At 67.2% G+C, this 25,142-nt stretch carries 29 protein-coding genes; 8 read left to right on the top strand and 21 right to left on the bottom strand.

The features are described from left to right. Window positions 1–75: 75 nt before the first annotated feature. The 16 genes from VPH47_RS16500 to VPH47_RS16425 form a co-directional block, all read right to left on the bottom strand. Window positions 76–660 (bottom strand): hypothetical protein, encoded by a 585-nt coding sequence (locus VPH47_RS16500; protein ID WP_350259914.1) that lies wholly within the window; start codon window positions 658–660, stop codon window positions 76–78. A gap of 4 nt (window positions 661–664) precedes the next feature. Beyond that, window positions 665–2,182 carry a tail fiber protein gene (locus tag VPH47_RS16495; protein ID WP_368851287.1) on the bottom strand — a complete coding sequence of 506 codons (1,518 nt, stop codon included), beginning with the start codon at window positions 2,180–2,182 and terminating at the stop codon, window positions 665–667. A gap of 7 nt (window positions 2,183–2,189) precedes the next feature. Beyond that, window positions 2,190–3,491 carry a phage tail protein I gene (locus VPH47_RS16490; RefSeq protein ID WP_368851286.1) on the bottom strand — a complete coding sequence of 434 codons (1,302 nt, stop codon included), beginning with the start codon at window positions 3,489–3,491 and terminating at the stop codon, window positions 2,190–2,192. After that, on the bottom strand, window positions 3,484–4,380 hold the full coding sequence (locus tag VPH47_RS16485) for a baseplate J/gp47 family protein (protein ID WP_368851285.1): 897 nt from the start codon (window positions 4,378–4,380) through the stop codon (window positions 3,484–3,486). Before VPH47_RS16485 ends, VPH47_RS16490 begins: the two co-directional genes overlap by 8 nt. A 2-nt stretch (window positions 4,381–4,382) precedes the next feature. After that, the gene (locus tag VPH47_RS16480) at window positions 4,383–4,721 is read right to left on the bottom strand and encodes a GPW/gp25 family protein (protein ID WP_005408332.1); all 339 of its coding nucleotides are present in this window, start codon (window positions 4,719–4,721) and stop codon (window positions 4,383–4,385) included. A gap of 52 nt (window positions 4,722–4,773) precedes the next feature. Then, entirely contained in the window at window positions 4,774–5,364 is a 591-nt protein-coding gene (locus VPH47_RS16475) for a phage baseplate assembly protein V (protein ID WP_368851284.1), read from the bottom strand. Then, a complete protein-coding gene (locus tag VPH47_RS16470; RefSeq protein WP_368851283.1) occupies window positions 5,361–5,915 on the bottom strand; it encodes a hypothetical protein in 555 nt (184 codons plus the stop codon). The genes VPH47_RS16475 and VPH47_RS16470 overlap by 4 nt, the downstream gene beginning before the upstream one ends. Before the next feature lie 118 nt (window positions 5,916–6,033). After that, complete coding sequence (locus VPH47_RS16465) at window positions 6,034–6,246, bottom strand: hypothetical protein (RefSeq protein ID WP_368851282.1); 213 nt, start codon at window positions 6,244–6,246, stop codon at window positions 6,034–6,036. 22 nt (window positions 6,247–6,268) lie between these two features. After that, entirely contained in the window at window positions 6,269–6,646 is a 378-nt protein-coding gene (locus VPH47_RS16460) for a hypothetical protein (protein ID WP_368851281.1), read from the bottom strand. After that, window positions 6,643–7,128 (bottom strand): glycoside hydrolase family 104 protein, encoded by a 486-nt coding sequence (locus VPH47_RS16455; RefSeq protein WP_368851280.1) that lies wholly within the window; start codon window positions 7,126–7,128, stop codon window positions 6,643–6,645. Before VPH47_RS16455 ends, VPH47_RS16460 begins: the two co-directional genes overlap by 4 nt. Next, a complete protein-coding gene (locus VPH47_RS16450) occupies window positions 7,125–7,475 on the bottom strand; it encodes a hypothetical protein (RefSeq protein WP_110711331.1) in 351 nt (116 codons plus the stop codon). Before VPH47_RS16450 ends, VPH47_RS16455 begins: the two co-directional genes overlap by 4 nt. Next, a complete protein-coding gene (locus tag VPH47_RS16445) occupies window positions 7,472–7,900 on the bottom strand; it encodes a Mor transcription activator family protein (protein WP_228756442.1) in 429 nt (142 codons plus the stop codon). Before VPH47_RS16445 ends, VPH47_RS16450 begins: the two co-directional genes overlap by 4 nt. Before the next feature lie 358 nt (window positions 7,901–8,258). Then, the gene (locus tag VPH47_RS16440; RefSeq protein ID WP_125428585.1) at window positions 8,259–8,642 is read right to left on the bottom strand and encodes a hypothetical protein; all 384 of its coding nucleotides are present in this window, start codon (window positions 8,640–8,642) and stop codon (window positions 8,259–8,261) included. A gap of 154 nt (window positions 8,643–8,796) precedes the next feature. After that, on the bottom strand, window positions 8,797–9,426 hold the full coding sequence (locus tag VPH47_RS16435; protein WP_180846504.1) for a hypothetical protein: 630 nt from the start codon (window positions 9,424–9,426) through the stop codon (window positions 8,797–8,799). A 40-nt stretch (window positions 9,427–9,466) separates the two neighbouring features. Further along, window positions 9,467–9,694 (bottom strand): hypothetical protein, encoded by a 228-nt coding sequence (locus tag VPH47_RS16430; RefSeq protein WP_180846503.1) that lies wholly within the window; start codon window positions 9,692–9,694, stop codon window positions 9,467–9,469. Window positions 9,695–9,846: 152 nt separating this feature from the next. Then, window positions 9,847–12,183 (bottom strand): VapE domain-containing protein, encoded by a 2,337-nt coding sequence (locus tag VPH47_RS16425; RefSeq protein WP_180854071.1) that lies wholly within the window; start codon window positions 12,181–12,183, stop codon window positions 9,847–9,849. A 488-nt stretch (window positions 12,184–12,671) separates the two neighbouring features. On the opposite strand from VPH47_RS16425, the gene VPH47_RS16420 reads away from it, so the two are divergent. The 5 genes from VPH47_RS16420 to VPH47_RS16400 all read left to right on the top strand — a co-directional run bounded on the left by VPH47_RS16420 (window position 12,672) and on the right by VPH47_RS16400 (window position 17,545). After that, the gene (locus VPH47_RS16420; RefSeq protein ID WP_110711342.1) at window positions 12,672–12,896 is read left to right on the top strand and encodes a hypothetical protein; all 225 of its coding nucleotides are present in this window, start codon (window positions 12,672–12,674) and stop codon (window positions 12,894–12,896) included. Between the two features lie 11 nt (window positions 12,897–12,907). Continuing rightward, complete coding sequence (locus VPH47_RS16415) at window positions 12,908–13,162, top strand: hypothetical protein (RefSeq protein ID WP_153856496.1); 255 nt, start codon at window positions 12,908–12,910, stop codon at window positions 13,160–13,162. 210 nt (window positions 13,163–13,372) lie between these two features. Further along, entirely contained in the window at window positions 13,373–13,759 is a 387-nt protein-coding gene (locus VPH47_RS16410; protein WP_110711346.1) for a DUF2946 family protein, read from the top strand. 130 nt (window positions 13,760–13,889) lie between these two features. Further along, entirely contained in the window at window positions 13,890–16,028 is a 2,139-nt protein-coding gene (locus tag VPH47_RS16405) for a TonB-dependent receptor (RefSeq protein ID WP_368851279.1), read from the top strand. An 11-nt stretch (window positions 16,029–16,039) separates the two neighbouring features. Continuing rightward, window positions 16,040–17,545: a PepSY domain-containing protein gene (locus VPH47_RS16400; RefSeq protein WP_368851278.1), complete on the top strand. Its 1,506-nt coding sequence runs from the start codon at window positions 16,040–16,042 to the stop codon at window positions 17,543–17,545. 9 nt (window positions 17,546–17,554) lie between these two features. Here the strand turns inward: VPH47_RS16400 and VPH47_RS16395 are convergent, their stop codons facing one another. Together VPH47_RS16395 and VPH47_RS16390 are read right to left on the bottom strand one after the other, a co-directional pair. Continuing rightward, window positions 17,555–18,688, bottom strand: coding sequence for an MFS transporter (locus VPH47_RS16395; protein WP_368851276.1), 1,134 nt, complete (start codon window positions 18,686–18,688; stop codon window positions 17,555–17,557). An 11-nt stretch (window positions 18,689–18,699) separates the two neighbouring features. Further along, window positions 18,700–19,476, bottom strand: coding sequence for a DeoR/GlpR family DNA-binding transcription regulator (locus VPH47_RS16390; RefSeq protein WP_368851275.1), 777 nt, complete (start codon window positions 19,474–19,476; stop codon window positions 18,700–18,702). Between the two features lie 159 nt (window positions 19,477–19,635). On the opposite strand from VPH47_RS16390, the gene smqnr reads away from it, so the two are divergent. Continuing rightward, the gene (smqnr, locus tag VPH47_RS16385) at window positions 19,636–20,283 is read left to right on the top strand and encodes a SmQnr family pentapeptide repeat protein (RefSeq protein ID WP_121504026.1); all 648 of its coding nucleotides are present in this window, start codon (window positions 19,636–19,638) and stop codon (window positions 20,281–20,283) included. Window positions 20,284–20,286: 3 nt separating this feature from the next. Here smqnr and VPH47_RS16380 read toward each other — a convergent pair whose 3' ends face one another. Together VPH47_RS16380 and VPH47_RS16375 are read right to left on the bottom strand one after the other, a co-directional pair. Then, window positions 20,287–20,961 carry a class I SAM-dependent methyltransferase gene (locus VPH47_RS16380; protein WP_180854075.1) on the bottom strand — a complete coding sequence of 225 codons (675 nt, stop codon included), beginning with the start codon at window positions 20,959–20,961 and terminating at the stop codon, window positions 20,287–20,289. Window positions 20,962–21,048: 87 nt separating this feature from the next. After that, entirely contained in the window at window positions 21,049–21,711 is a 663-nt protein-coding gene (locus VPH47_RS16375; protein ID WP_368851274.1) for a glutathione S-transferase family protein, read from the bottom strand. Window positions 21,712–21,811: 100 nt separating this feature from the next. Here VPH47_RS16375 and VPH47_RS16370 point away from each other — a divergent pair, with 100 nt between their 5' ends. Further along, window positions 21,812–22,771, top strand: a complete 960-nt coding sequence (locus VPH47_RS16370; RefSeq protein WP_368851273.1) for a LysR substrate-binding domain-containing protein — start codon at window positions 21,812–21,814, stop codon at window positions 22,769–22,771. Here VPH47_RS16370 and VPH47_RS16365 read toward each other — a convergent pair. Further along, the gene (locus VPH47_RS16365) at window positions 22,710–24,089 is read right to left on the bottom strand and encodes a PLP-dependent aminotransferase family protein (protein ID WP_110711361.1); all 1,380 of its coding nucleotides are present in this window, start codon (window positions 24,087–24,089) and stop codon (window positions 22,710–22,712) included. The two genes, VPH47_RS16370 and VPH47_RS16365, sit on opposite strands and share 62 nt — an antisense overlap. Before the next feature lie 130 nt (window positions 24,090–24,219). Between VPH47_RS16365 and VPH47_RS16360 the strand changes: the two genes are divergently transcribed. Next, the gene (locus VPH47_RS16360) at window positions 24,220–25,083 is read left to right on the top strand and encodes a DMT family transporter (RefSeq protein WP_101765038.1); all 864 of its coding nucleotides are present in this window, start codon (window positions 24,220–24,222) and stop codon (window positions 25,081–25,083) included. Window positions 25,084–25,142 lie beyond the last annotated feature (59 nt).

The following is a 25,142-nucleotide window of genomic DNA, read 5'->3' as shown; positions in this document are numbered from 1 at the left end:
CGGTCGCGATCTGCGCCGCATGGGTACATGTTCGTATCTGGCCGCGGCTGGCTTAATTGCAGCCGTGGCCCGATGTCACGGCTGCGGCGGCGTGCCCGCTTCGGGATCGGGCGCACTCACCCTTGCCCAGGCGGCGCTGGCTTCATCGAAGGTGACCGGATAGCTGCGATCGCCGGGTGGTGCCAGGTCGGTGACCGTGGACGGCAGCGCCACGCCGCGGGGCAGGGGAGCGGCGAAGCTGGCATCGTGCTTGTTCCACAGGGGGCGCGTGCTGTAGTCCGGCAGCAGCGTCCATTCGCGGCGGCTGGCATTCCACGCGTTGTACTGCGCGGTGGTGCCATCCAGCTTGAACGGTTCGGACAGGGTCACGTCCTTGGGCAACGGCTCGCCCAGCGCGAGGCGATTGGGTACTGCCATCGCGGTGCGCGTGTCCCACAGCATGCAGTTGCGGAAATCGGCCACCAGTTCCCAGCGTGAGCCATCCTCGGCCAGGCGCAGTGACTGGTATTCGCCTGCGGCCTGGCGGGGGGCGACGTCCACAGTGAAGTCAGGCAGGTTCCATGCGCCATCGGGCGAGGGTTGCAGACGGACCTTGCCCATGTAGGCACGGGTGTGGGGATCGTAGGAGTGCGCGAAGCGCGGTTCAGTAGGCAAGGTCATGTCCTCAGTACGCGATGCAATAGATCATCCGCAGGCCCGCCGGCAGGTTGCGGTCGCCACCGGCGGCCTCCACCACGATGGCGTGGCTGTGTGCACCGGCGTCCGCCGCCGAGGCGGCATGGCCGTGGTCGCCGACCTGGGCAATGGAAATGGTGTGCGAGTGACCACCGGCGCCGTTCATGCCGATGTTGTGACCATGGCCACCCGCGCCGTCGGTGGTGAAGCTGTGGGCGTGGCCACCGGCAGGGCTGGTGTTCGGCCAAGGATTGTCATAGTCGATGTTGCCGCGGGAGCCCATGTGGTTCCCGTAGTCGGCACCCCATGGATAGGCGGCCCCAACTTCCGCATAGGCGGTGAGATGCTGGTGGTCGCCCACCCAGGAGGTTCCGCCGGTGTGCGCGTGATGGCCCTGCGAGTCGGTCCATGCACCGTGCGCGTGATCGCCGACCGCGCTTGCGCTCGCGCCATGCGAGTGCGCGCCACCTGCGCCGACGGAGATGGCGTGGCTGTGGTTGCCTGCCGTTGCCGCGCTTGCGCTGTGGGCATGGCGGATCACTTCACCCTGGGTGAAGCTTCCGACCGCGTCCGGGTTCAGCGTGTGCGTGACTACCGTGCCTTCCTGCATGGCCGGCAGGTTGAAGGTGGTTGCGCCATCGCCGGCGCCATAGCGGGTGCCGATGGCGGCGAACAGGGCCGGATAGCTGGCACGCGGAACAGCGGCGCCATTGCACAGCAGCATGCCGTTGGGCGCGGTGGCACCGGCGAACAGGATGACCTGGCCGGGAACGTGCACGCTGGACGGCACGCCGGTCATGTTGCGCCAATCCAGGTAGTGCGTGCCATGACGGCCATCGAGCAGGTCCGCGTCCAGTCCCTTGTCGGCGCCTTCATCCTTCAGCGCCGCTGATTTCAGGCCCAGCGCGGAACGGAATGCGGCATCGGTAGCGATCGACAGCAGCGTGCGCACGAACTGGGTGGGGGCGCTGGCACCGAATCGCTTGTCGATGAAGGCACGCAGGCCACGCGGCGTTACCGCACGCTGGGTGTCTGCGCCATCTTCGGTCTCGGTCGTAGTGGCCAGCTCGACCACACCCTGCACCTCGGTGGTGGAGGGAGGGTAGATGAACTCGGCATTGCCGAATTCGATCAGTGCGGTATCGACTTCACTGAAGCGGGTATCGGTGGAGAGCAGCAGCATCGAGGCTGCGGTCTTCTCCATGATGGGATCGGCCTGGCCGAATGTGGCGAACAGCGTGCCGTCGCCCAGGTACAGGCCGAAGCCACGCAGGCTGTAGGCGGTGGCGCTGTCGTCGCGGATCGTGACGTGCAGCGTGTCATCGCCCACTGCCTTGCCGCCGAATGTCGAGACACGCTTGATCTCGCCGGGCAGCGTGGTCAGCCCCGCCGACGGCGTGAATGCCGTGGAGGTCAGGCCGATCTCGGTGATCAGCACGGCACTGGTGCCGGTATTGGGTGGGTTGACCAGCCTGGCGAAGCCGGCGTCGGTGATTTTCAAGCGCATGCGGGGTTTACTCTCCGATCAGTTGGATACGGCGGAAGGTGGTGCCCTGGGCACCGGCGAGCGCACCGATACCGGCGTTGGCCTGCATGCCCTGGGTGAAGGTGAAGTGCGATCGCACCGGCTTGGTCCGGCTGATCTCGCCGATCACGTCGTCGACGAACTTGGCAGTGGCGGTCTCGCCGCCCTGGTTGGCAATGGTCATCACCGCTTCGAAGGTGTGCGGTGCGCCTTGCGGCTGCATCTCCCACCATTCGCGGATCAGGATCGAGCCACCAAAAGCGGCGACCACGTCGCGCACGCTGCCCCAGGTACCCTTGCGGCGCTGGATGGCGATCGCGGTACGCACGCGCGCACGCTTCACCGTCTCCGGCCAGTAGGCCTTCCATTCGTCCACGGACAAGGCCCAGGCCAGCCAGGGCAGCAGGGTGGCCGGACAGCGGTCGGCGTCCCACAGCGTGGTGATGTCCACCGGCAATGGGCGGGTGACCGCAGCGCGGGCCAGGGCCCGCTCCGCGTGGGTGGCGTTGGGCGGCAGCAGGTTGGCCGTGGTCGGTACCCTGACCAACGCATCGCCGTCGATGATCGAGCCGGGAGCGGGTGCCTGGCTGAGCGTGATCACGTTGTTGAGCACGCTGTAATCAATCACGCCCACAGGCTGGGGCATGGTGCGGATGTAGCTGGTTGCTTCGCGGCCTTCCTCCACCTGCACGCCCCAGAGATGGATGCGGCTGTCCGGCCTCAGGCCGGTGTTTCCGGCTGCCCGTCGATCCAGCACGATACTCACGCCCCGGCGGGCGTCATCTGCGGTTGCGGCATAGGTGTAGCTGTAGCGCTTCCACTCGGTGCTCACCTGCAGACGTGTCCTGCCTGCGCCGGTGGTGCGCATGCCGAGGTCGATGGCACATGGCTCGGTTGCGCGCAGCCAGATGCTGACGGTACGCACGGCACCATCGGGAAACGCGCTTCCATCCTCGTCCACCAGACCGGTGAAGTTCTGATTCGGTCCCCCGATCGCATCGGAGACAGGAAAGGAGCAGGCACTGGAACTGCCATCTGGAGCGGGGTGATTGAACGACAGGTTCGCTGGCTTGGTGTAGAAGCCCTTCCACCAAGGGTTACTGAACGCTGCCGAGAAGCGCTGCAGGTTGTGCCGCAGCGTATCCGACAGCTTCAGCCGCCCCTGCCAATCGGTGCGGTACACCGCCTGCAGGGTGGACAGTGCGCCACCCGGATGGCGGAACTGCAGGTTGTGGCCATCGGCCGCGCCGCGCAGACGCGCATTGATCAGGCGCGTGGTGGAATCACTCATCGTTGCCGCCATGGGTCAGGGTCACGGCAGTGCAGTAGGTGGCCTGTGTACGGTCGACCACCACGTCCGCTGCCGGGCTGGAAATCTCCACGCGCTGCACACCCTCGGCATGCAGTGCGGCGAACAGGCCCGAGCGGGTGACATCGCGGCCGAGCCGATGCGATTCGGCGATGTAGCGGTCCAGGCGTGTGCGCGCCTCGGCCAGCACGACCTGCGAGTCCGGTCCGGCGAAGGTATAGAGCGTGGCGGTGACCGTGTAGTCGACGATTGTCGCTGTGCGCACCAGCACGTGGTCGGTGAGCGGACGCACGTCGGTTGCGCTCAGCTTCATTTCGACGGCGTCGAGCAGTCCACGGGCAGCGGTGCCATCGGCTTCACGCGACAGCACAGAAACCACCACCTCACCCGGCGACGGACTGGTCGCGCTGGCATCGAGTACTCGTGGATCGGCGCTCAGGGCGTGGAAGATGTAGGCGCCCTCCGGGCCGGCCACGCTGAAGCCTTCCGGCCCCAGCTGGATGCGCCGACGGAAATCCTCATCGCTTTCGTAGCGCGGCGGAACACCCTGCTGCGGTTTGCCCGGATCCAGCATCTGGCGACCGATGCCGAAGATCGCGGCCAGCTGGTCGAGGTCGCTGCCAACCGCATAGGCCAACATCACGCCACGCGCGGCATCATTGACACGCTGGCGATCGAGCAGGCGCAGGTAGGTGCAGACCTCCAGGATCTTGAAGGCCGGGTCCGACGGCAGCAGCGCGTCGAAGGTGGGATCCAGGGCCTGCAGCGCGGTCAGCGATTCATCGAACATGGCTTCGAAATCGAGCACTTCGATGACCGCCGGGGCAGGCAGCTGGGACAGATTGACACTGGTGAACGAGCCGGATGCCACGGTTAGCGAACCTCGATTCCTTCGATGGTGATGGCCTCGCCGTCCGGCAGGTGGATCCCGGTCACTGCCAGGATCATCACGCCGGGGGCGGGGAGGGAGACGTCGACGTTCTCGACGTGGAGACGCGGTTCCCATCGCGCGAGCGCGTCGACGGTGGCCGCGATCAGGTCCATGCGCAGCGAGCGGTTGGTCGGCGCATCGATCAGTTCGAACACGCGCGAGCCGTATTCGCGGCGCAGTACGCGGGAGCCAAGGGGCGTGGTGAGAATGTCACGCACGGACTGGTGCAGATGGGCGAGCCCATCCAGTGATTTGCCGGTGTTGGCGTCGATTCCTCGCATGGCCTCTATCGTCGTGGAGTGCGGGTTTTCAGGGCATTGCAGGCGTGGCCGCTCAGGCCTGGGCCGGCGTGGTCGGGGCGGTTGGGCCCTGTGCGGTGTGCGTGTGTGCCTTCAGGCCGATGGCACCGGCCTTGATCTCGCCGGGTGTGCTGATGTCCTTGCCGGCGCTGATCGCACCGGTGACATCCAGGTTGCCGGTCGCCTTGATCGACGGCGTATCGAGCACGATCGATTCGCTGGCGATCACCTGCGCATTCGCGCAGGTGACGATGACCTTGCCGCTGCCGACATGGACGTTGAGCGTGGTGGTTTCCTGGTCGTACTCGACGCTGCTGCCGTCGGCGAACGCGGTGCGTTGCCGCAGGCGCGAGTTGGCCGGCGGCGGAAAGCGGTCCTGGTACAGGCTGCCGAGTACCACCGCCTGGCCGGGGTCGCCATAGGGGCACGCCAGTACGACCTGCTCGCCGGGTTCGGGTGCGCACCAGCTGCGTACGCCCGGTCCCGCCCGGCGTTCCAGCCAGGGAATCCAGTCGGTGAGCATGCCATCGGCATCCACGCGCACGCGGCTGCCCGCTTCGTCCAGCTCGCGCACCACGCCGATCATCAGCAGGTTGCCGATCAAGCGTGCGTGTTCGGCGCTCATGGCGCGCGCTCCGGCAGGGGCTGGTAGCGTGCCTCATGGGCACGGCCGATCTCTGGCGCGAAGCTGTAGGACGCTTGCGGCACCACGCCTCCCACCTCTTCCCAGGCGTTGTCGCCCAGCGCGACCGGCAGTGACCACTCAACGATCCAGGTGCGCAGGCCCGGCTGTGCCGCTGCTGGGTCTTCGGGCAGTGCCGCGATCACATCGATCGCGCCGCTGGCAACGCCGGGAAAACGGCCGAGCTGGTGCAGCCAGGTGGCGAGGGCGAGGGCCGCGTTGCGCAGCTGCAGCGCTGCGGTTGCATCGGTTGCCGGCAGGGCAATGCGTGCTTCGAAGCGCAGCGTGGCCTGCAGAAGGCCACTGCCATCATTGTTGTCCCTGCTGCGGTCACAGCGCGTCATCGCCAGCAGGCAGGCCGGCAGGGGCATCCCCTCAGCGTTGGCGTCGCGATGGAACTCGACGCTTGCAAACTCCGGAAAGCGTGCGCGGATTGCGGTTTCGATCGCGGCAATCAGCGGATCGAGCGTGGGAGGGAAGGGATCGTTCGCCATGTCAGCTCATGCAGGGAGGGGAGGAAGGGCGTAGCGCTGCAAGGCGCGCACGGGCTGCAGCCAGTGTTGCCATCACCGCAGTGGGGTGGCATTGCAGGCGTGGCCGTATCAGGCAGGCTCAGTGCGCGTGGTTGGTACTGTTGTCGCAGCCAGCAGGCACTACCGGCGCGATGCCGTTGATGGTGATGCCGCGTTGGCTGCCGAGGCTGCACAGCAGCGCGCGCAGCTGGTCGGCCAGCGCGTGGTACTGCTGCGCGACTGCAACGTGATTGCGCAGCAGCGCATCGTCACTGGCCGCCTGCAGGTCCGGCAGTTCAAGTGGGGCACGCAACTGCGCGGGCGCGATGCTGAGATCAACGCAGCAGGGCGCGGCCGGCGTTGGCTTCGCGCCAGATGCGCACGAACTCAGCATCAGCGTCGCCGCGATCGTGGCCAGGTGTCTTGGCATGGGTCTCGATGTCCTGTTGCAGGGTGTTGAACTGCCGGGTGCGCTCTGCCTGTGTGGCCAGGCGCTGCGATTCGGTCTGCGCGCCTGCGGCGCTGTTGGCGAGGGCCTGCTGGTGCGCGCGCTGGGCTGCTTCGGTGCGGGCCGCCAGCTGCGTTGTCCGGGTGGTGGCAACGGCCAGGTCCGCGTTGCGGTCGCGCAAGGTCCATCCCAGCCAGGCGCAGCTCGCGTGGCTGCCGGCAAGGACCAGCAGTCCGATGCCCAGCTTCAGGGCCCCGGGCGTCACTGCAGGGATCCGCCGGCGGCCCGGTAGGCCGCGCGCAGTGTTTCCAGTGCGTGCTCCTTCTGCCCGTACCCGGCGCCTGGCAGCGACGCCCAGATGCGCCGTGCCGCGGTGACGGCGGCATCGAAGCGTCCCAGCCGGATCAGCTCGTAGGCACCGCACTGTTTCAGCAGGGCGACTGCTGCACGGTCCTGCGAGACCGGGCCGAAATCGGGCAGGCCGAGTCGCGCGCGCAGGTCGTCCCAGGTGCTGCGCAGAAACTGGTAGCGGCCGGCGGCGCTGGATTTGATGCCATAGCGTGGCAGCGACACCAGCACGCGGGGATGGTCGCGGTAGTCGTTGAACAGCTGGCCTCCGACGATCACGTCGTAGCCACGGTCACGCGACCGCTGGCTGGGGATGTCGGTGCCTTCGGACACGGCCAGCATGTCGAGGAATGCGGCGACATTGGCGCCGCCGAGGGCGCTGGCTGCGGCGGCGGTCATGCGGCGGCTCCCGGCTGCTTGCGCACCAGCGCGAGCAGCGCGTCTATCTGCACGCTCTGCTGGGCAACCTGCGCACGCAGGGCGCTGACTTCGCCGCGCAGCTGCCCGATTTCCTGTGCCATTGCCTCGCGTTCGTGCATCAGGCCGTCGGCGCGGGTGCGCTCGGCGGCGAGCTGTTCCTGCAGGGTGCGCAGGGTATTGCTGGTGGCTTCGTCGGCGGTACGGTCGACCTTGGCCGACGACAGCCATTGACGCAGCCACAGCGATACCGCGATCAGCACGCCCGAGGTTCCCCCCAGGTACTTGGCCCAGTCCGGTACACCGGCCAGCAGGTCGCTTTCGTTCATGCGCGCGCGTACCCCTTGAGCAGGGCCGGATGAACCGCCGGCGGTGGTGCGGAGCGGGCTCCGCGCAGGGCGCGCTTGATGGTGGTCTGCGAGACGCCGAACTCACGTGCCACGTGTTCGCGCGGCATGCCACTGGCGATGGCATGCGCGATCCGCTCGCGACGTTCGTGCGCGCCGGCGGCGAAGCAGGACGCCAGGAACAGCAGTTCGCCACCGAAGTGCGTGACCAGCCGCTGGGCAACGTCGTGGCCGAGGATATCGATCAGGCGATGCTGGTCGGGCAGGGTGGAGGGAACGTAGACGATGACGCGATGGCGGCCGGTGGTGCTGGAGGTGGTCGGCGGCCATGCGCGCACCAGCGTGAGGGCTGCGGATTCGCCGATGACCTCGGCCAGGGTCTGGATGCTGTCGGGCAGGGCGTTCATGAAGGATGTCGTCAGTGGCATTGATCTCCACTGTTGCCATCCCGCCTCGCCAGTCAACACCTTTCATCTACTTTGGATGTGGTGTGCTGAAGGGGTTCATCGGTGCCCCGAGGACGGGTGAGGAGTACTGCAAGGCGGCGCCTGACGCCCTGCGATCGTTTGTTGTTGCCACCGATGTTTCCCTCGTTCTTTCGTACTCGTCGTCCTCACAGGGTGGAAGGAGGGGGCAGATCAAAGGGATACGGCAGGTACGAGGTGAGGACGTCGCCGCGATGGCCGTCCTCATGCAGGTGCGCGGGCCCTGAAACGAAAAAGCCCCGGACGATGCCGGGGCTTCAGGACTGCAGGTGGGGCTGGATCAAAGGTCGAACACCAGGTTGCCGCCGGTCTTGCGCGGGATGTAGCCCGCGTCGCGCAGCCAGCGGGCGGCATTGACCTGATCCATGCGCTTGACCGGGAAGCGGTTGGCGAACATCAGGAATCGCGCGACGGTGATCGACTCGCCCTTGCCCTTCAAGGCAGCGAGGGTTTCGGTGAACCACGGCGCGGGCGGCTGCTGGCTGCCGGGGCGTGCGGCGGTCCGTGCCTGCCTGGCGCTGCCGGCGTCGCCCTGGGCGTTGGCCTGCGAGCACAGCGAGATGAAGATCGCGTCCAGGCTCACGGTGTCCTTGCTGCCCTTGGGCTGGGACTTGAACAACTCGATGGCCTTCAGGCGCGTCGACGTGAACTGTTCGACCTCCATGGCATTTCCTCTTTGCGAACGGGGTTGGGGATGCAGGGTGACGACAGGTGTCGTCGGTGATGGGGGACGACCTTACATCATTTTCGCCGACGATGGGTCGGAACCTGCGGGCGGGACAGGGCACGCGGCAGGGCAACACGGCCTTGTACAAGGCTCAGATCACGCCGCGCGACAGCAGCTGATCCAGCGTCCTGCGTACCAGGTCGGCCTGGGTACCGTCGTTGTTCACCTCGATGTCGACCAGGTCATCAGGCAGTGGCTGCTCGCTGTCATGGCCGCCATGGCCGGGACGGCTGACGCGGATCACGACACCGCCACGGCGGCGGATCGCGTGGGCTTCATTGGCGAAGCGGACGTCGGGTACCAGTCCGCCCGCAGGCAGGCGGGCAAACAGCGAGCGTACCCACAGCTCGGGATGGACGCGATCACGCCCCCATTCGGTACCAGCGGTCTGCATCAGGTGGCGCGGAGTGAATTCGGCCAGCCAGTCGATGGCTTCCTCCTTGCGGCCGTCCAGTTCACGCAGGGACAGCCCAAGAAGAGAGGCGACAAACTGCCGAAGCGGGGCGGCGAAGCTGTCGCAGGGCAGCACCAGCGCCGAGGCCAGCCCGTTGGCGAGGGTGTCCTTGCCCGCACGCTTGCCGCCGGCGATGCCGATGTAGAGCGGAGGACGCGCCTGCGGCGCCGCCCGTAGCGCGATGCTGCCCAGAGCGGGGCTGGCGCGGAACGCAGCCAGCGTGTCGGCAATCATGCGATGGCCGCTGTCGAGGGAGGCGGGAATCATGCGGAATCTACTCCTGGAGGAATTCGGCAGTGCGGGCGGGTCAGGAATCGCGACCGGCCGTGCTGCGCGCGCGCAGGATGCGCTGGGTGATGCGGCCACCGCGCGCAGCCGCTGCGATCGGGTCGAAGCACAACATGGCGGAACGTGTACGGCGGCCAGCTGCGAGGTGATCGCGGATGGTGCGTTCCGAAAGCACCGGCACCCGCTGATGGATCTGCTGCACGGTCAGCTGCTCATCTTCAAAAGCGTGCAGTCGGGGACGGGGCATGGCGGAAGCGCTCCTGGAAGGCGGCGGGGCCGATACAGGCATCTTGCCTTTGTGGACTGTTCCAGTCAACACCTTTCATCCACTTGCATCCTGGTCAGGGGCAAGGCGTCAGCTGTCGCGCTCGATCCGTGCACGCTCACGGGCAGGTGGCATCAGAACGGACCCGCCGAGTGCCCTGGGAGGCTGAGCTTTCGCGGTGGCATCAACCAGACCTTGGCCCGCTCCTTGCCGACCACCTTCGTGCGCACATCATGTCGCTTGACCACATAGGCGGCGGCCTCGTTGACCTCGCGGCGGTTCGGCTTGTCGATGCCCACCGCAATGACGATCTCGGTGGCACGGTACTGTGCGCTCCACTGTGCGGCGGGGATGGACCAGTCGAAGTGGCGGTCGATCAGCTCGGCGATCGGCGAGATCGGTTCGTGCTCGCTGTTGGTGGCGTTCAGCGCATCCAGTTCCTCGCTGGACAGATGCCAGGTCTCGCCGTCGCAGTAGAGCGCATGGGCCTCGGCCCACACCTGCTGCATGTCGATCCGTGCCGGTTCGCCCAGGCCCACGGCATGTATGGTCCACCAGCGGGTGTTGCCGGTGGCGTCGCGCAGGAAGCGCTCGTCATTGACACTGGCGAACAGGATGGTGCGTCGCGCATAGCGGGATTCAGTGCGCGCATACGGGCGGCGGATCTCATCGTGGCTGCGCGAGATGAACGACTTCAGCGCAGCGATGTCGGTGCGACGGAACGTGGCGTCGACTTCGCCCAGTTCCACGATCCACTTGGAGATGACCTGTTTGACGCTGTCCTTGTTGGCTGGATCGAGCACTACGCCATCGGCGATCAACTGCAGCTCGGCCGGTGCCAGCTGCCGTGCCCAGCGCGTCTTGCCCAGGTTCTGCTTCGAAACGAAGGTCAGTACACCACGCGCCACCACGCCGTCCGGCTCAAACGCCGCGGCCACGCCGGAGATCAGCCAGCGCCGCATCAGCACTTCCTTCAGGATGCGGCCGTCGGCCATGCGCGTGGGTTGGGCTTCCTGCACAGTGTCGAAGAACGCCTGCAGGCGGGACTGGCCATCCCAGGGCCGTGAGCTGATCCAGCTGGCGACAGGATTGTACGGATTGGCCTCGGCGACCTGGCACAGGTTGGTCTCGAAGCTGGCGATGGCCATGCCGGCGCGGTGCATGCAGTCCATCACTTCGCCGGCGGCCACCTCCTTGGCGTTGTCGACCGTGCTCTGCAGCCCCGGGACCAGGATCTCCAGATCCTTGCGGATGACGTTGTAGCGCACGGTGACGCCGGTGCGCCGGCACAGCTCGGCCAGATTGCGCGCGGTCGGCAACGGCCGGCCACGCGCGCTGGTATCGGGAAACGGGGTAAAGGCATCGAATGCGGACAGGTTGCCGGGTACCTGGTAGCGCGCGTTGGACGGCGATGGCGCGTCCTCCTCCCCAGTGCCTTCTTCGGTTGTGGCAGGCGGCAGAGGGAACAGTTGGGTGCGTACTGCCTCCAGTCCTTCGCGCAGGTGCAGATCGTTGAAGTCGGTCGGGCGGTCATCGTCGCCGTGCAGCGTGGTGAACTCGGGCCACACCACGCGTGCATCGATCTCCGCGGCGGCGCGCGTGGCGTGGGTGACACCGGGATTGTCCAGCGGCTGCCGGGTCCATTGGTCGTTGTCGGCACAGATGACGAAGGAGCCATCGGGAACCGCGCTGCGCCAGGCACGGGCGACCGCCGCGAGGTTGCCGGCGTCCCATGCCACCACCGCGCAGCCGCCCGTGGCCTGGTGGATCGATGCCGCCGTGGCATAGCCCTCGGCGATGGCGATCGGCTCGCCAGGAAGCGGCTTGCCGATGACGTGGAAGCAGCCCTGCTTGCGGCCTCCGCAGAGAAAGTCCTTGTCGCGGCCGAGTGCCGGGTCCGTGCGCGGAAAGATCGCCTGCAGCGAGACGATCCGGCCCGCGGCGTTCATCACCGGCACCAGCAGGGCATTGTCGATGTAGCGGAAGACCAGGCCGTCGCTGTTGCGCACGGGCCATGCCGCTACACGCAGCCCATGTGCGTGGATGCCCTTGCGTACCAGGTAGGGATGGTGTGCGTCTGCAGGAAGGGCACGGTTCCACAACACGTTGGCGGCCTTGGCTGCAGCCTCCTCACGTTCGCGCTGCTGCCGTTCCCGTTCGGCACGGGCGGCTTCCTGGCGTTGCCGGATCGCGCGCTGTTCGGCGGCGTTCAGCGTGGTTTCCGACTTCGCACACCAGGCATGGCGGCTGCCGGTGCGCCAGCTGCCGAACTCACCGGCCGGCACGTGGTCTCCGAACAGTACGGCCCAGCCATTGCGGGTGCCACGGCGGTCGCCCTCCACATGGAAGCGCACCAGCGTGCCATCGGCGTTGAGTGCGTCGCGGCCGCGCGCATCCGGCACGATGCCGTGCGCGTGCATGGCCTGCAGGAACGCGGGAACGATGTCCTGCGCTGGGTGCGGTGTGTGCATTCGACGGGGCCCCTTGGAACGTGGATCGGTCCACAGCAGCCGATGGTGGCCAATGCGCTGTGCAATGCCTGCCGGATGCAGGCCACGCGGCGGCGGACCGACGCGGCGTGGTCAGGATGAGGTGGAAGGTGATGACCTGATCATGGTGTCGGAAAGGACTTTCTTTTGCAACACCTTCCAGCACCTTGCATCCCCGGTGCCCGATGAGGGCGATCCGTCTGCGATGGATCTGCGATGGCCTTCGCAGATCGTCGCCTGCGCGACGTTGCGTCGCAGTTGGCGAGAACCGTTTTCCCGATGATGCGATCACCGTCAGAGACGGCCCTTCGTTTCAATCCACCGCCCCTCGGGGCACCCATGCACAAGGAGCCTGCATGCCTGAAATCCATTGCAACTGCGAACGCCGATCCGATGCCGAGCCCGCGTCGTCCACTGTCGTCGCGGCGTTCTCAATCGGTGCGACCACCCCCCGATAAAATACAGCTGGCATGACGGACACCATCGACGAAGCGCAGGAACTGGAAGCGCGCCATCTGCAACGCGCATTGGCCCGGCACGCAACGCGGGCCAGCAGCGTTGCTCCTCTCATACCCATTGGGGAATGCCACAACCCGGACTGCAGCGAAGACTTCGACAACCATCCGGCCAGGCTGTTCTGTGGGCCTGCCTGTGCCGAGCGTTTCGAAGCCATCCATCAACACCGCAACGCATAGGAACAGGGGACATGTCTCTGAACAGCAACGACGCTGGCTTCACCGAACGCATCGCCGGATTGTCGGCCGAGCTTGCCGTGCTGGTGGGCCTGGTGGAGAACCACATCCATCTGCAGTTGGCCGACCTGGCCGATTCGGGTGACGTGGATGCGCAGGAGCGATTCGCGGTGGCCGATCCGGAGCGCTGGTTGGAGAACGCCCGCAACAGCCTGCAGGCGGGCGTCATGTTCCTGGAGCGTGCGGTGCAGCAGCCCGTGCGGTTCTAACACTACGACGCGGGGACGGAAGGGGCCGTACGGTCGCCTTCCGTCCCCCTCGGGAGCATGGCAACCGACTGCATCAGACGCTGCGTCATAACGTCGCACTACCTTTCCGGAAACCCTGAACGGGGTCCAAGGTTGGTCAGGGCCCCGTAGAATGGCGGCGTGCGTCGTTCTGTCCTCCACCGCCGGTTCCAGGCCCTGGCATGGCTCGCCATGCTGCTGGTGCTGCTCGCCCCGCTGGTGAGCCGCTGGCTGGCGCACGGTCACGTGGCTGCTGCAGTGCCCGTGGCGGCGATGGACCATGCCACCCACACCCAGCACGCGATGGAAGGCCATCACGACCACCACGCGATGGCGATGCCGCACGGCGAGGCCGCAAAGACGCCGCCCGCCGATCCACATGCCGATCATGAAATGGGCGTGGACTGCGACTACTGCCTGATCGCTGCACGGCTGATCACGCTGTTGGTGGCGGCAGTGCTGCTGTTGGCGCCGATGGCACCGGTGTGCCGCGCGCTGCGCGGTGCGGTGCGGGCGTTGCCGCAACGGATCAGCGGCACATTGGGAGCGCGCGGGCCACCGGCCTTCATGGCCGCCTGAGCCGCACGCGCGTTGCATTGAACGTTTTTCCATGAGGTTGCCGGCCACGGCCGGCGCCCGCACGCGCGTGTTTGTCCCTTTCTGATTGCTGCCCTGCCATTGCGGGGTGGCCTTGCATGCCGTGAAAAAAATGAAAACGAACCCCAGCTCCGCGCGCCTGCGCAGGGCGGCGCTGCCTGTCCTGTGCGCGTTGCTCCTGCACACCGCCCCCGTACTTGCCGCCGATGCGGCCCCACCGACCACGCTGGATACCGTGCGGGTAATCGATACCCGCAGTGGTGAGCTGTCGTCCACCGCCAACGCCGGTTCCGCGCTGGGCCTGAGCGTGCTGCAGACACCGGCCAGCCTGACCGTCATTTCGCGCGAACAACTGGAGCAGCGCGGCGACAGCAACCTCAACGATGCGATCAGCCGGGCGGGTGCGATCAGTGCGATGCCGCATCCGGGCAATGGGCTGAGTGCGCTGTCCAGCCGCGGCTTCACCGATGGCGCTTCGGTGATGCGGCTGTACGACGGGCTGCGCCAGTACGGCGGCGTGGGCATCACGTTCCCGTTCGATACCTGGTCGATCGAGCGCATCGAAGTGTTGCGCGGACCGGCGTCGGTGATCCATGGCGACGGTGCGATCGGCGGCGTGATCAACATCGTGCCGAAGAAGCCCACGCGCGGTGCGATCGAGAACGAGATCAGGGTGACCGTGGGCAGCGAGGACACCGCGCGGCTGGGCTTCGGCAGCGGCGGCGCGCTGACGCCCGAGCTGGCCTACCGGCTGGATATGAGCGGCAACTACAGCGGTGGCTGGGTCGATCGCGGGCGTAACAGTGACGCGACATTCTCCGGTGCATTGCTGTGGCAGCCGCGCGCGGACCTGCAGCTGACCCTCACCCATGCGCAGGGCTACCAGCAACCGATGCGTTACTTCGGCACGCCGCTGGTCGAGGGCCGTCAGCTGGAGGCGCTGCGCCAACGGAACTACAACGTGGAAGACAGCCAGATCCGCTATCGCGACCGCTGGACCCAGCTCGATGCGCTGTGGACGCCGAACGCAAACGTCGAATGGCGCACGCGTCTCTACCAGATCGACAGTCAGCGCGATTGGCGCAATGCAGAGGCCTATGTCTACAACCCCGCCACCGGCCTGATCGATCGCTCCGGCAACACCGAGATCACCCACAACCAGGACCAGACTGGACTGACCTCGACGCTGCGTGTGCAGGCAACCGCGGGTGGCCTGCAGAACAGCTTCGCGGTGGGCCTGGATGCCAACCGCGCGCACTTCAAGCACACCAACAACACCTATGTCGGCAGCTCGGGTCCGGTGGATCCGTTCGACCCGGTGCCGGGCCAGTTCGCCAGCGACGCGCCGAACCTGCCGCGCTACCGTAATCGCGCCGAGCAGTACGCGCTGTTTGTGGAAGACCGCTTGGCGCTGAGCGAGCGCTGGTCGGTGCTGGGTGGGCTTCGCCACGACCGCGCGCGCATCGACCGTACCGATCTGATCAGCGGCCAGAACGCGTTCTCGAAGACCTACCGCAGCACCGGTTGGCGTGCAGGCACGGTGTTCGCGTTGCAGCCGACGCTGAGCCTGTATGCGCAGTACTCGCAGGCAGCAGACCCGGTCAGTGGCCTGCTGATGATCAGCCCGGCCAACGGCGCCTTCGACCTGGCCAAGGGCCGGCAGATCGAAGTGGGCCTGAAGCAGGCGTTCGATGGTGGCGAGTGGACGCTGGCGGCGTACCGCATCCGCAAGACCGGATTGCTCAGCCGCGATCCCGTGCAGCCGGACCGCCGCGTGCAGGTGGGCGCGCAGACTTCACGCGGTATCGAGGCGTCGTTGAACTGGAACGTCGCGCCGCACTGGACGCTGGATGCCAACGCCACGGTGCTGAAGGCCGAGTTCGAGGACTTCCTGGAGACCACCGGTTCGCCGCCGATGCTGGTGTCGCGCGATGGCAACGTGCCGCCGAACGTGGCCGAACGCCTGGCCAATGTGTGGTTGAGCTGGCAGTTCGCACCGGACTGGAGCGCGGCGGGTGGCGTGCGTTATGTCGGCAAGCGCTACGCCGACAACGGCAACACGTTGGAGCTGCCCGGCTACAGCACCACCGACCTGGCGCTGACCTGGCAGGCGGCACCGCGTACGCGACTGTCTGCACGCCTGTTCAACGTATTCGACAAGGCGTACTACGCCACCGCGTACTACACCAGCACGCAGTGGCTGCTGGGCGCGGACCGCCGCGTCGAGTTCACCGTCGACCATCGCTTCTGAGGACGCGCACCATGTCGCTGCGATCCACTGCCAAGCGTTGGACCTATCTGGTGCATCGCTGGCTGGGCATCGGGGGATGCCTGTTGATGCTGCTGTGGTTTGTCAGCGGCATGGTGATGCTGTTCATCGGCTACCCGAAGCTGACGCCGGGTGAGCGTCTGGCGGCGTTGCCGGTGCTGGGTGATGCGAACGGCTGGCGGGGGCTGGCGGTGTTGCCGGCCGCCGTGCAGGCCGAGCCGGAGGCCGTGGCACTGACCACGCTGCGTGGCGAGCCTGCGTATGTGGTGCGCAATGGTCGCAACGTGGGCGCCTGGTCGGCGTACACCGGTCAGGCCCTGCTGCCGGTGTCGGCACAGCGTGCCGAAGCATCCGCCGCACAGTTCGCGGGCGGCCCAGCCTTCGTCGGCGCGACGTGCGTGGACGAGGACCGCTGGACGCATTCGCGTGCGCTGGACGCGCATCGGCCGCTGTACCGGGTGGAGGTGGGGGGTACGAAGCCCGGTGACCTGTATGTGTCTTCGCACACTGGCGAAGTGGTGCTGGACGCGCCGCATGTGCAGCAGCGCTGGAACTATGTGGGCGCCTGGCTCCATTGGCTGTACTTCCTGCGCATGCAGTCAGTGGACCCGGTGTGGACGTGGGTCGTGATCGTGTTGTCTGCGCTCTGCACGGTGGCGGCAGTCAGCGGCATCGTGGTCGGTGTGTGGTGCTGGCGTTTCCGTGGGCGTTACCGATCCGGTGCGAAGACACCGTACGTGGAACCGTGGATGCGCTGGCACCATCTGATTGGGCTGATGGCTGCGGCCTTCGTGTTCACCTGGATCTTCAGCGGGCTGATGTCGATGAATCCGTTGGGGGTCTTCAGCAGCACGCGTGAAGCGATTGACAGCGGACGCTATCGTGGCGGTACGGTGGCGGTGGATGGCGCACTGGGCGAGCCGGCGACACTTCTGGCCGCCGCCGATGCCGAGCGCTTCCTGCCGGTGGAAATCCAGTGGCGACGGATCGGTGGCGAGCTGTTCGCGGTGCTGCTGGATGGGAAAGGCGATACCCGCATCGTGTTCGGCAACGATGGGCATCTGCAGGTTGCGCGGTTGCTGCCGGCCGCGTGGCTGCAGCAGAAGGTGCGGGCGCTGTCCGATGCGCCGATGCAGGGTTTCGTGGTGCAGCGTGCAGCGGACGCCTACTTCTATCCGCGTGCACCGGAAGCCATGAACGGCGCGGCGGTACGCCGCTTCCCGGTGGCGGTGGCGGATTTCGGCGATGCCGAGGCCACGCGCGTCTACCTCGACCTGGCCACCGGCGATCCGTTGCTGACAATGGGGCACCGTGAGCGCGTGGGGCGCTGGCTGTTCTACTTCCTGCACAGCTGGGACCTGCCGGCGATGCTGCGCCAGGAAGGTGCCCGGCTGGCGTTGTTGCTGCTGCTGAGTGCGGCGGGTACTGCGTTGTGCGCGACGGCTACGGTGATCGGCTACCGGCGGCTGCAGATGAAGCTGAGACGCCGGCGGCGCTGAGGCCCTGGACTACACCCGCAGCCAACGCGTGGACACCGCCACCAGCAACAGGGCCGTGGCCACGCCGATGAACGCAGCGATCAGGCCGAAATGGTTGGCGGCGAAGCCGATCAAGGCCGGCCCGGCAAGGATGCCGGCAAAGCCCAGTGTGGACACCGCGGTGATCGCCAGCGCACCCGGCATGCGGGTCTGGTGGCCAGCCAGTGAGAACAGTGCCGGTGCGATGTTGGCGCAGCCGAGGCCGACCAGCACATAGCCCACCAACGACGCCTGCCACGGCGTGACCAGGGTCAGCACCAGCACGCCCGCGGCGGCGAGCAGCGCGCCGAACACGATTGCGCGCTGTCGTCCCACGCGCGCCACCAGTGCGTCGCCGAACAGGCGCGCCACGGTCATGGTCAGGGTGAAGGTCACATAGCCGATGCCGGCAAGGCTGGCATCGACGCGACGCACATCGCTGAGGAAGACCGCGCTCCAGTCCAGCATCGCGCCTTCACCCAGGAAGGCGACGAAGGCGAGTACGCCGATGAACAGCACGATGCCGTGCGGCAGGGCCAGCATCGGTGCGCCGTGCGGCATGCGTTCGCTGTGCCAGTACGGCGCCGACATCAGCATCACCAGCAGCATGGCGCCAACGCCGATCAGCACCGATGCCAGTGGCGGCAGCTGTGCGGACAACAGCACGGTCATGGTGGCCGCGCCAAGGAAACCGCCGATGCTGAAGAAGGCATGGAAGCCGGACATCATCACCCGCCGTGCTTCGCGCTCGACGATGACCGCCTGCACGTTCATCGTGCAGTCCATCGCGCCCACGGCCGCACCGAACGCGAACAGCACCAGGCCCAGCGTCCACGCCGAACCGGCCAGCGCCAGGCCGGGCACGCTCAGGCAGATCAGCAGGCTGCTGGCCACCATCACCCGGCGGCAACCGAGGCGTGCCGCCAGCACGCCGGACAACGGCATCGCCAGCAGCGAGCCGGCACCGAGGCAGAGCAGCACCAGCCCCAGCGTGGCGTCATTGATCCCGGTGCGCGCTTTGGCGAATGGCACCAGGGTGGCCCACAACGCAGTGGCGAAGCCGGGAATGAAGAATGCAGCGCGGGTCGCGTGCTGTTCGGCACGCGCGCGGTTGGCAAGGGACATGAGCGGTACGGTCAGGGAGGCGTGGGGTGCACCGAGATACCGGCGGCGCGGAAGCGAGCCGCCAGTGCGGGCGGTGCGGTGGTGGTCAGCACCAGATCGTCGATTTCATCGAGGCTGGCGATCTGCCAGTTGCCGCGGGCACCGAGTTTTTCGGTGGTCGCGGCGACGATGACGCGGCTGCTGCAGGCCACCATTGCGCGCTTCAGCGTGGCTTCTTCCGCATCCATCGCCCACACGCCGGTGTCGCCGTCCACTGCACATGGGCCGGGCAGGTATACGTCGGCGCGCAGGCGCTGCACCTGCGCCAACGCTTCAGCGCCGACCGCGCCGCCACCGCTGGCCAGGCGGCCGCCGATCAGCTGCACTGAAGTGCCTTCGAGCATGCTGGCTGCGGTGGCGATCTGCGGGGCATTGGTGATCACCGTCAGCCCGAGAGCAGCCGGCAGCTGCTGGGCGATCGCCAGGTTGGTTGAACCGGCATCAAGCAGCACCACCTGCCCGGGTTGCAGCAGCGCGCAGACGCGGGCGGCCAGTTCTGCCTTGTCACCGCGGTCGCGGGTCAGGCGCTCGCGCAGCGGGCGCTCCTTGGGCGGCGGCAGCACGGCGCCGCCGTAGACACGCTGGCACAGGCCTTGCGCGGCCAGTTCGCGCAGGTCACGGCGGATCGAATCTTCGGAGACGGCATAGCGGCGCGCCAGTTCGGCGGCGACCACGCGACCGAACTGGCGCAGTTCCTCGAGGATCTGCTGGGTCCGCTGGGCGGGGAGGGGGCTGGGATCGGAGCTCATGACGCAAGTCTGCACATTCGTGCATTAACGTGCAATAACGTGCGTTTGGCGGGCGTGGCCACAGACCGGCTGGACTGCCGGTGAACCCGACCGCGCCAGCGTCTATGGATCGCCCTCGCGGCCCGGCATCATGGCGGGGCACCTGGCATGGAATCCACGATGTCCCCCACCGTTCACCGCAAGCTGCGCATCGGCGCAGACCAGTACACCGGCCAGAAGGTGGTCGACCAGCAGTTCCACGAATGCGATTTCTCCGGCGCGGACCTGACCGCCACCGAGTTCATCAACTGCAGCTTCTACGACGCTGAAAACCGCGCCGGTTGCCGCTTCAACGGCGCCACATTGAAGGAAGCCAGCTTCCGCAGCTGCGACATCAGCATGTGCCACTTCAGTTTCATCAAGGCGCTGGGCCTGGAGATCAGCGAGTGCCGTGCGCAGGGCGCGGACTTCAGCAACGCCAGCTTCATGAACCAGATCACCACGCGCAGCTGGTTCTGCAGTGCCTTCATCAAGAAGTCGAACCTGCGCTACGCGAACTTCTCGCGGGTCACGCTGGAGAAGTGCGAGTTGTGGGAGAACCGCTGGGATGGCGCGAATGTGAGCGGTGCCAGTTTCGCCGGCTCGGATCTGTCCGGTGGCCAGTTCGAGGGGATCGACTGGAACAGCGCCAACTTCACCGACTGCAACCTGACCAACTCCGAGCTGGGCGAGCTGGACCTGCGCAGCACCAACCTGCGTGGTGCCACGCTGGACGTGCAGCAGGTGGCGCTGTTGATGCAGCGCATCGGCATCACGGTGGTGCCGTAGGCATCAACCGGCGTACGCCACCCAGCCCTTGAAGCTGAAGCCGGCATAGAACAGCTCCACACCATCGAAGCCGGCCTCCTGCAGCAGTGCGACCTCCTGCTCGGGTGCCAGCAGCGGCAACCGCTCGGCAATGGCGTTGATCGCGCGCTGCGCATCGGCGTGGGCAACCCCCGAGGCTTCGGCGAACGCCGCGTAGCGCTGCAACCAGCGCAGCTTGCCGGCCGGGTCCTGTGGCACGCTGTGGTGCGCCACCACCAGCGGCGCGCCGGGTTGCAGGCGCCGGTGCAGTCCGCGCAGCGTGTGCAGGCGCTGCCCGGCATCGAGGAAGTGCAGGGTCAGCAGGCAGCTGGCGCCGTCGAAGCGCGCATCGGGTGCATCGTCGATATAGCCTTCCAGCAACTGCACGCGCGACATCAGCGGACCCAGTGTCTGCTCGGCCAGGGCCAGCATCGGCGCAGCCGGGTCCACGCCCAGCAACTGCCAGCCCGGCTGCGCCTCGGCGAAGGCCTTCAGCTCCAGCCCACCACCGGCACCCAGCACCAGCACGCGGCCCTGCGCGGGAACACGTTCGGCCAGCAGCAGCTGGCTCATCTGCTGCAGGGCGAGGAAACCCGGCACCTGGCGCAGCGGCGCTTCGGCATAGCGGGCCACGGCCTGCGGATCGGAGAACGTGGACATGCGCGGATTCCTGCGGCGGGCGACATACCACTGTAGCGCGGCGCGCAAGAGGCATTGCGCGCCGCTGCCTCACGGGCAGGACAGGGCTCAGTCCGCTGCGGCCTCAAGCACGTCTTCCAGCCGCACTTCGCCGAGGAATCCACCGCTGCTGGTTGCCGGCTGCTGCGCTTCGATGGCGTGGGCGAACTGCACGCCGGCGTCGTCCTGCAGGCGCTCGAACAACTGCTGCACCCTTGGGAACCCGCGACGATCGACCACCTGGTGATAGTCGTTCCAGCGCGCGATGCCTGCGAAGTAGGCATCGGCAAAGCTGCGCTGTTCGCCCAGCAGCCACGGGCCCGTGCCGATCATCTGCTCCAGCGCCTCGCCCTCATCGCCTTCATCGCCTTCCGTATGCTCCAGTGCGTGCCAGAGCGGCGCGTAGGCACCGAAGAAACTGGTGTTGAGATAGGCCAGCCGATGGTTGAGGCGATCGAAGCCGGAGGTGCCCTGTGCGAAGCCCAGCCCCTGTGCGATGCCCTTCGCGGCCAGGTGGTTGAGGATGGCCAGGCTCTCGCTGAGCAGCTCGCCCTGTGTGGTTCGCAGGGTCGGGGTTTCGCCCAGTGGATTGAGGCGGCGGTAGTCTTCGCCCTGCACCTGGCCGGGCATGTCGATGCGGCACAGGTGATACGGCTGGCGCAGCCACTCCAGCGCAACGATGGAGCCGAACGAGCAGCCCGAGGGCACGCCGTAGAAGAGGGTCGGGGTCATGGCAGGTTTCCGGTTCGAGCCGCGACGCGGCGGGTGAGGAAAGCGTGCTCGCGTGGACATTGCCCCGGAAGCCGTCAGAATGGCATCCTGAAGTCCACATATGTGGACGTTGCGCATGCTCAACCTCAACGATCTGGCCCTGTTCGTGACTGCGGTGGAGCAGGGCGGTTTCGCCGCAGGCGGGCGCCATCTGGGCCTGCCGCGCTCGACCCTGAGCAAGCGCGTGGCGCTGCTGGAAGAACAGCTCCAGGTGCGGCTGCTGCAACGCAGTTCGCGCCGCTTCGCATTGACCGAGGTCGGTCAGGAGTTCTTCGAGCGCGCACGCGCAGCGTTGTCCGAGGTCGAGGCCGCCGAGGCCATCGTCCGCGACCGCCAGGCCGAACCCAGCGGCACCGTACGCATCAGCGCTTCGATTCCGGTGGTGCAGGGCGAGCTCGCCGCGTGCCTGCCTGCACTGGCCCGCCGCTATCCACGGCTGCGTATCGAAGTTGAAGTAAGTGATCGCTTCATCGATCTGGCTCAGGAGGGCATCGACATCGCCCTGCGCAGCCACTTCGGTCCGCTGCCGGATTCCGGGTTGGTGCAGCGCTCGCTGGGTAGCGAGCGCATCGTGCTGGTGGCGTCCCCTGGCTATCTGGCAGCCGCGCCGGCAGTGGATACGCCCGAGCAGCTACGTGCGCATGCCGGCCTGCTGACCGCGCGCCATGCAACGCGCTGGACGCTGCACGGCCCCGACGCCCGCACCGTGCAGGTGGAGCCGCAGGTGGCGCTGGTCGGCAATGAATCGCAACTGCTGATCGCGGCGGCCGAAGCGGGCCTTGGCATCACCGTGTTGCCACACAGCCTGTGTGCCGCAGCCCTTGCCGCCGGCCGCCTGCAGCAGGTGCTGCCGGCGTGGCATGCCGGCGAAGTGACCACCAGCGTGCTGCTGCCGCATCGTCGCGGCCAGTTGCCTGGCGTGCGTGTGGTGGTGGATGCGCTGGTCGCGCATTGCCAGCTCAACGCAGCGCGCGCGCCAGTACCTGCCAGATCCTCGGGTCCTGGCACTGCGAAACGTTGAAACGTACATAGTCGGCCGCGCGCTGCGATTGGCTGAACGCGTTGCCCGGCGCCAGCACGATGCCCTCGCGCAGGCATTGCCGCGCCAGTGCAGCGGCATCGCGGCCATCGGGTAGCTGGCACCACAGGAACAGCCCGGCTTCCGGCTGCAGCCACGGCGTGATGCCCAGCGTCTGCAGCTTGCGCAGCGTGTGCCGGCGCGCATCGGCCAGGCGCGAACGTACCGACTGCATGTGGCGGCGGTAGCCACTGTCGGTCAGCGCGATGTGCATCAACTGCATCGCCAGATGGCCGCCGCCGAAACTGGTGGCCAGCTTCAGATCGGTCAGCGCCTCGATCCACTCAGGGCGAGCGGCCACGTAGCCACAGCGCGAAGCCGCCGACAGCGTCTTGGAGAAACTGCCGACGTGGATCACCCGCGACAGCCCATCGAGCGCGGCCAGCCGCGGCGCTGGCTGCAGTTCGAAGTCGGCGAAGATGTCGTCCTCGACGATGATCAGTTCGCTGCGTTCGGCCAGGCCCAGCAGGCGGTGTGCGGTGCTCGCGGAAAGCACCGCGCCGGTCGGGTTGTGCAGGCCGGAGTTGGTGATGTACAGCCGTGGCGAATGCGCTTGCAGGGCCTGGGCGAAGGCGTCCAGGTCGGGACCGGTGTGTGTGTACGGCACGCCCACTGCCTGCACCTGGTGTGCCTTCAGCAACGCGTGGTAGTTGAAGTAACTGGGGTCGTCCACCAGCACGCAGTCGCCGGGCTTGAGCAGGAAGCGGCAGATCAGGTCGACCGCGTGCGTCCCGGATTCGGTCAGCAGGATCTGCTCCATCGGCGCATCGATGCCCAGCGCGGCAGCGCGTCGCTGCAGCAGCTGGCGTAGCGGCGGCAGGCCCAGCGGGCCGGCATAGTCGACCAGATGCGCGGCGTCGACGCGTGCCAGCCGACGCAGGCCCCGGCGCATGCCGTCCTGGTACAGCCAGTCGCTGGGCATCCAGCCGCAGCCCGGCTTGAGATGGCCGGCCGGTGTTTCCAGCGATTGCCGCGACACCCACAGCGGGTCCACGGCGCGATCCAGCCGGGGTTCCATTTCAGCCAGCGCGAGCGGTGCGACCGGCCCGCTGACGTAGAAGCCCGAGCCCGCGCGCGCGCTGATCACCCCCTCGGCGGCCAGGCGCTCGTAGGCCTCGACCACGGTGGAGACCGATACCCCCATTGCCGCCGCCTGCGCCCGTACCGAAGGCAGGCGCGAGCCGGGGCCATCGACCCGCGCGTTGATGCGGGTGCGTACCGCCTGGATGACGGATTCGATGCGGGTCAGGGGGCGTGGCATGGCGGACTGTAGTGGAAGTGTGGGCAGTACAGTTACTTGTGACTGTACTGGATTGTAGCTGGGGTGAGGGGGGCACAGGTGCTCTCATGGAAATCCCGCCGGGACCGCCCGGCATTGCAGGAGTACAGGCGTGGAACGGTCGGCGAGTGGTTGGATCAATGGCTTCATCGGTGTGGTGATTTTCGCGGGCTCGTTGCCGGCCACCCGCCTGGCGGTGCTTGAACTGGATGCCGGGTTCGTCACCGCCGCACGCGCCACCATCGCCGCTGTGCTCGGCCTGGGGCTGCTGTTGCTGCTGCGCCAGCCGTGGCCGCGCCGCAGTGACCTGCCAGGCCTGGTGGTGGTCAGCCTCGGCGTGGTGGTCGGCTTTCCACTGCTGACCGCGCTCGCCCTGCGCCACGCCTCATCCGCACACACCATCGTGTTTGTCGGCCTGCTGCCACTGAGCACCGCGATATTCGGCGTGCTGCGCGGCGGCGAGCGGCCGCGTCCTGCCTTCTGGCTGTTCTCGTTGCTGGGCAGTGCCTGCGTGGTCGGCTATGCGGTGCGCAACGGCATCGAGGCCTCGCTGCAGGCCGACCTGCTGATGCTGGCGGCGATCGTGGCGTGCGGGCTGGGCTATGCCGAGGGCGGTCGGCTCGCCCGTCATCTTGGCGGTTGGCAGGTGATCAGCTGGGCGCTGCTGCTGGCGTTGCCGGTGATGCTGCCGCTGACAGTGCTGATGCGCCCGGCCTCGTTCGCCGCCGTCGGTGCGTCGGCGTGGTGGGCACTGGGCTACGTGGCAGTGTTCAGCATGCTGGTCGGCTTCCTGTTCTGGTACCGCGGCCTGGCGCAGGGCGGCATCGCCGCTGTTGGCCAACTGCAGTTGCTGCAGCCGTTCTTCGGCCTGGCCCTGGCCGCGCTGCTGCTGCACGAATCGGTCAGCCTCAGCATGGTGCTGGTGACCGTGGTCGCGGTGATCTGCGTCGCCGGCGCACGCCGCTTCAGCCGCTGAACGAAAAAGGGGACGGAGGGGATTAAGTCGTAACTGGCCACACTGTGCCTGAAACGACT

Origin of the sequence: Stenotrophomonas sp. WED208 (genome assembly GCF_040984485.1) — a bacterium.
GTDB lineage: Bacteria > Pseudomonadota > Gammaproteobacteria > Xanthomonadales > Xanthomonadaceae > Stenotrophomonas > Stenotrophomonas riyadhensis.
The sequence above is the reverse complement of the archived record's forward strand: the minus strand, read 5'-3'. Positions and strand labels throughout refer to the sequence as shown.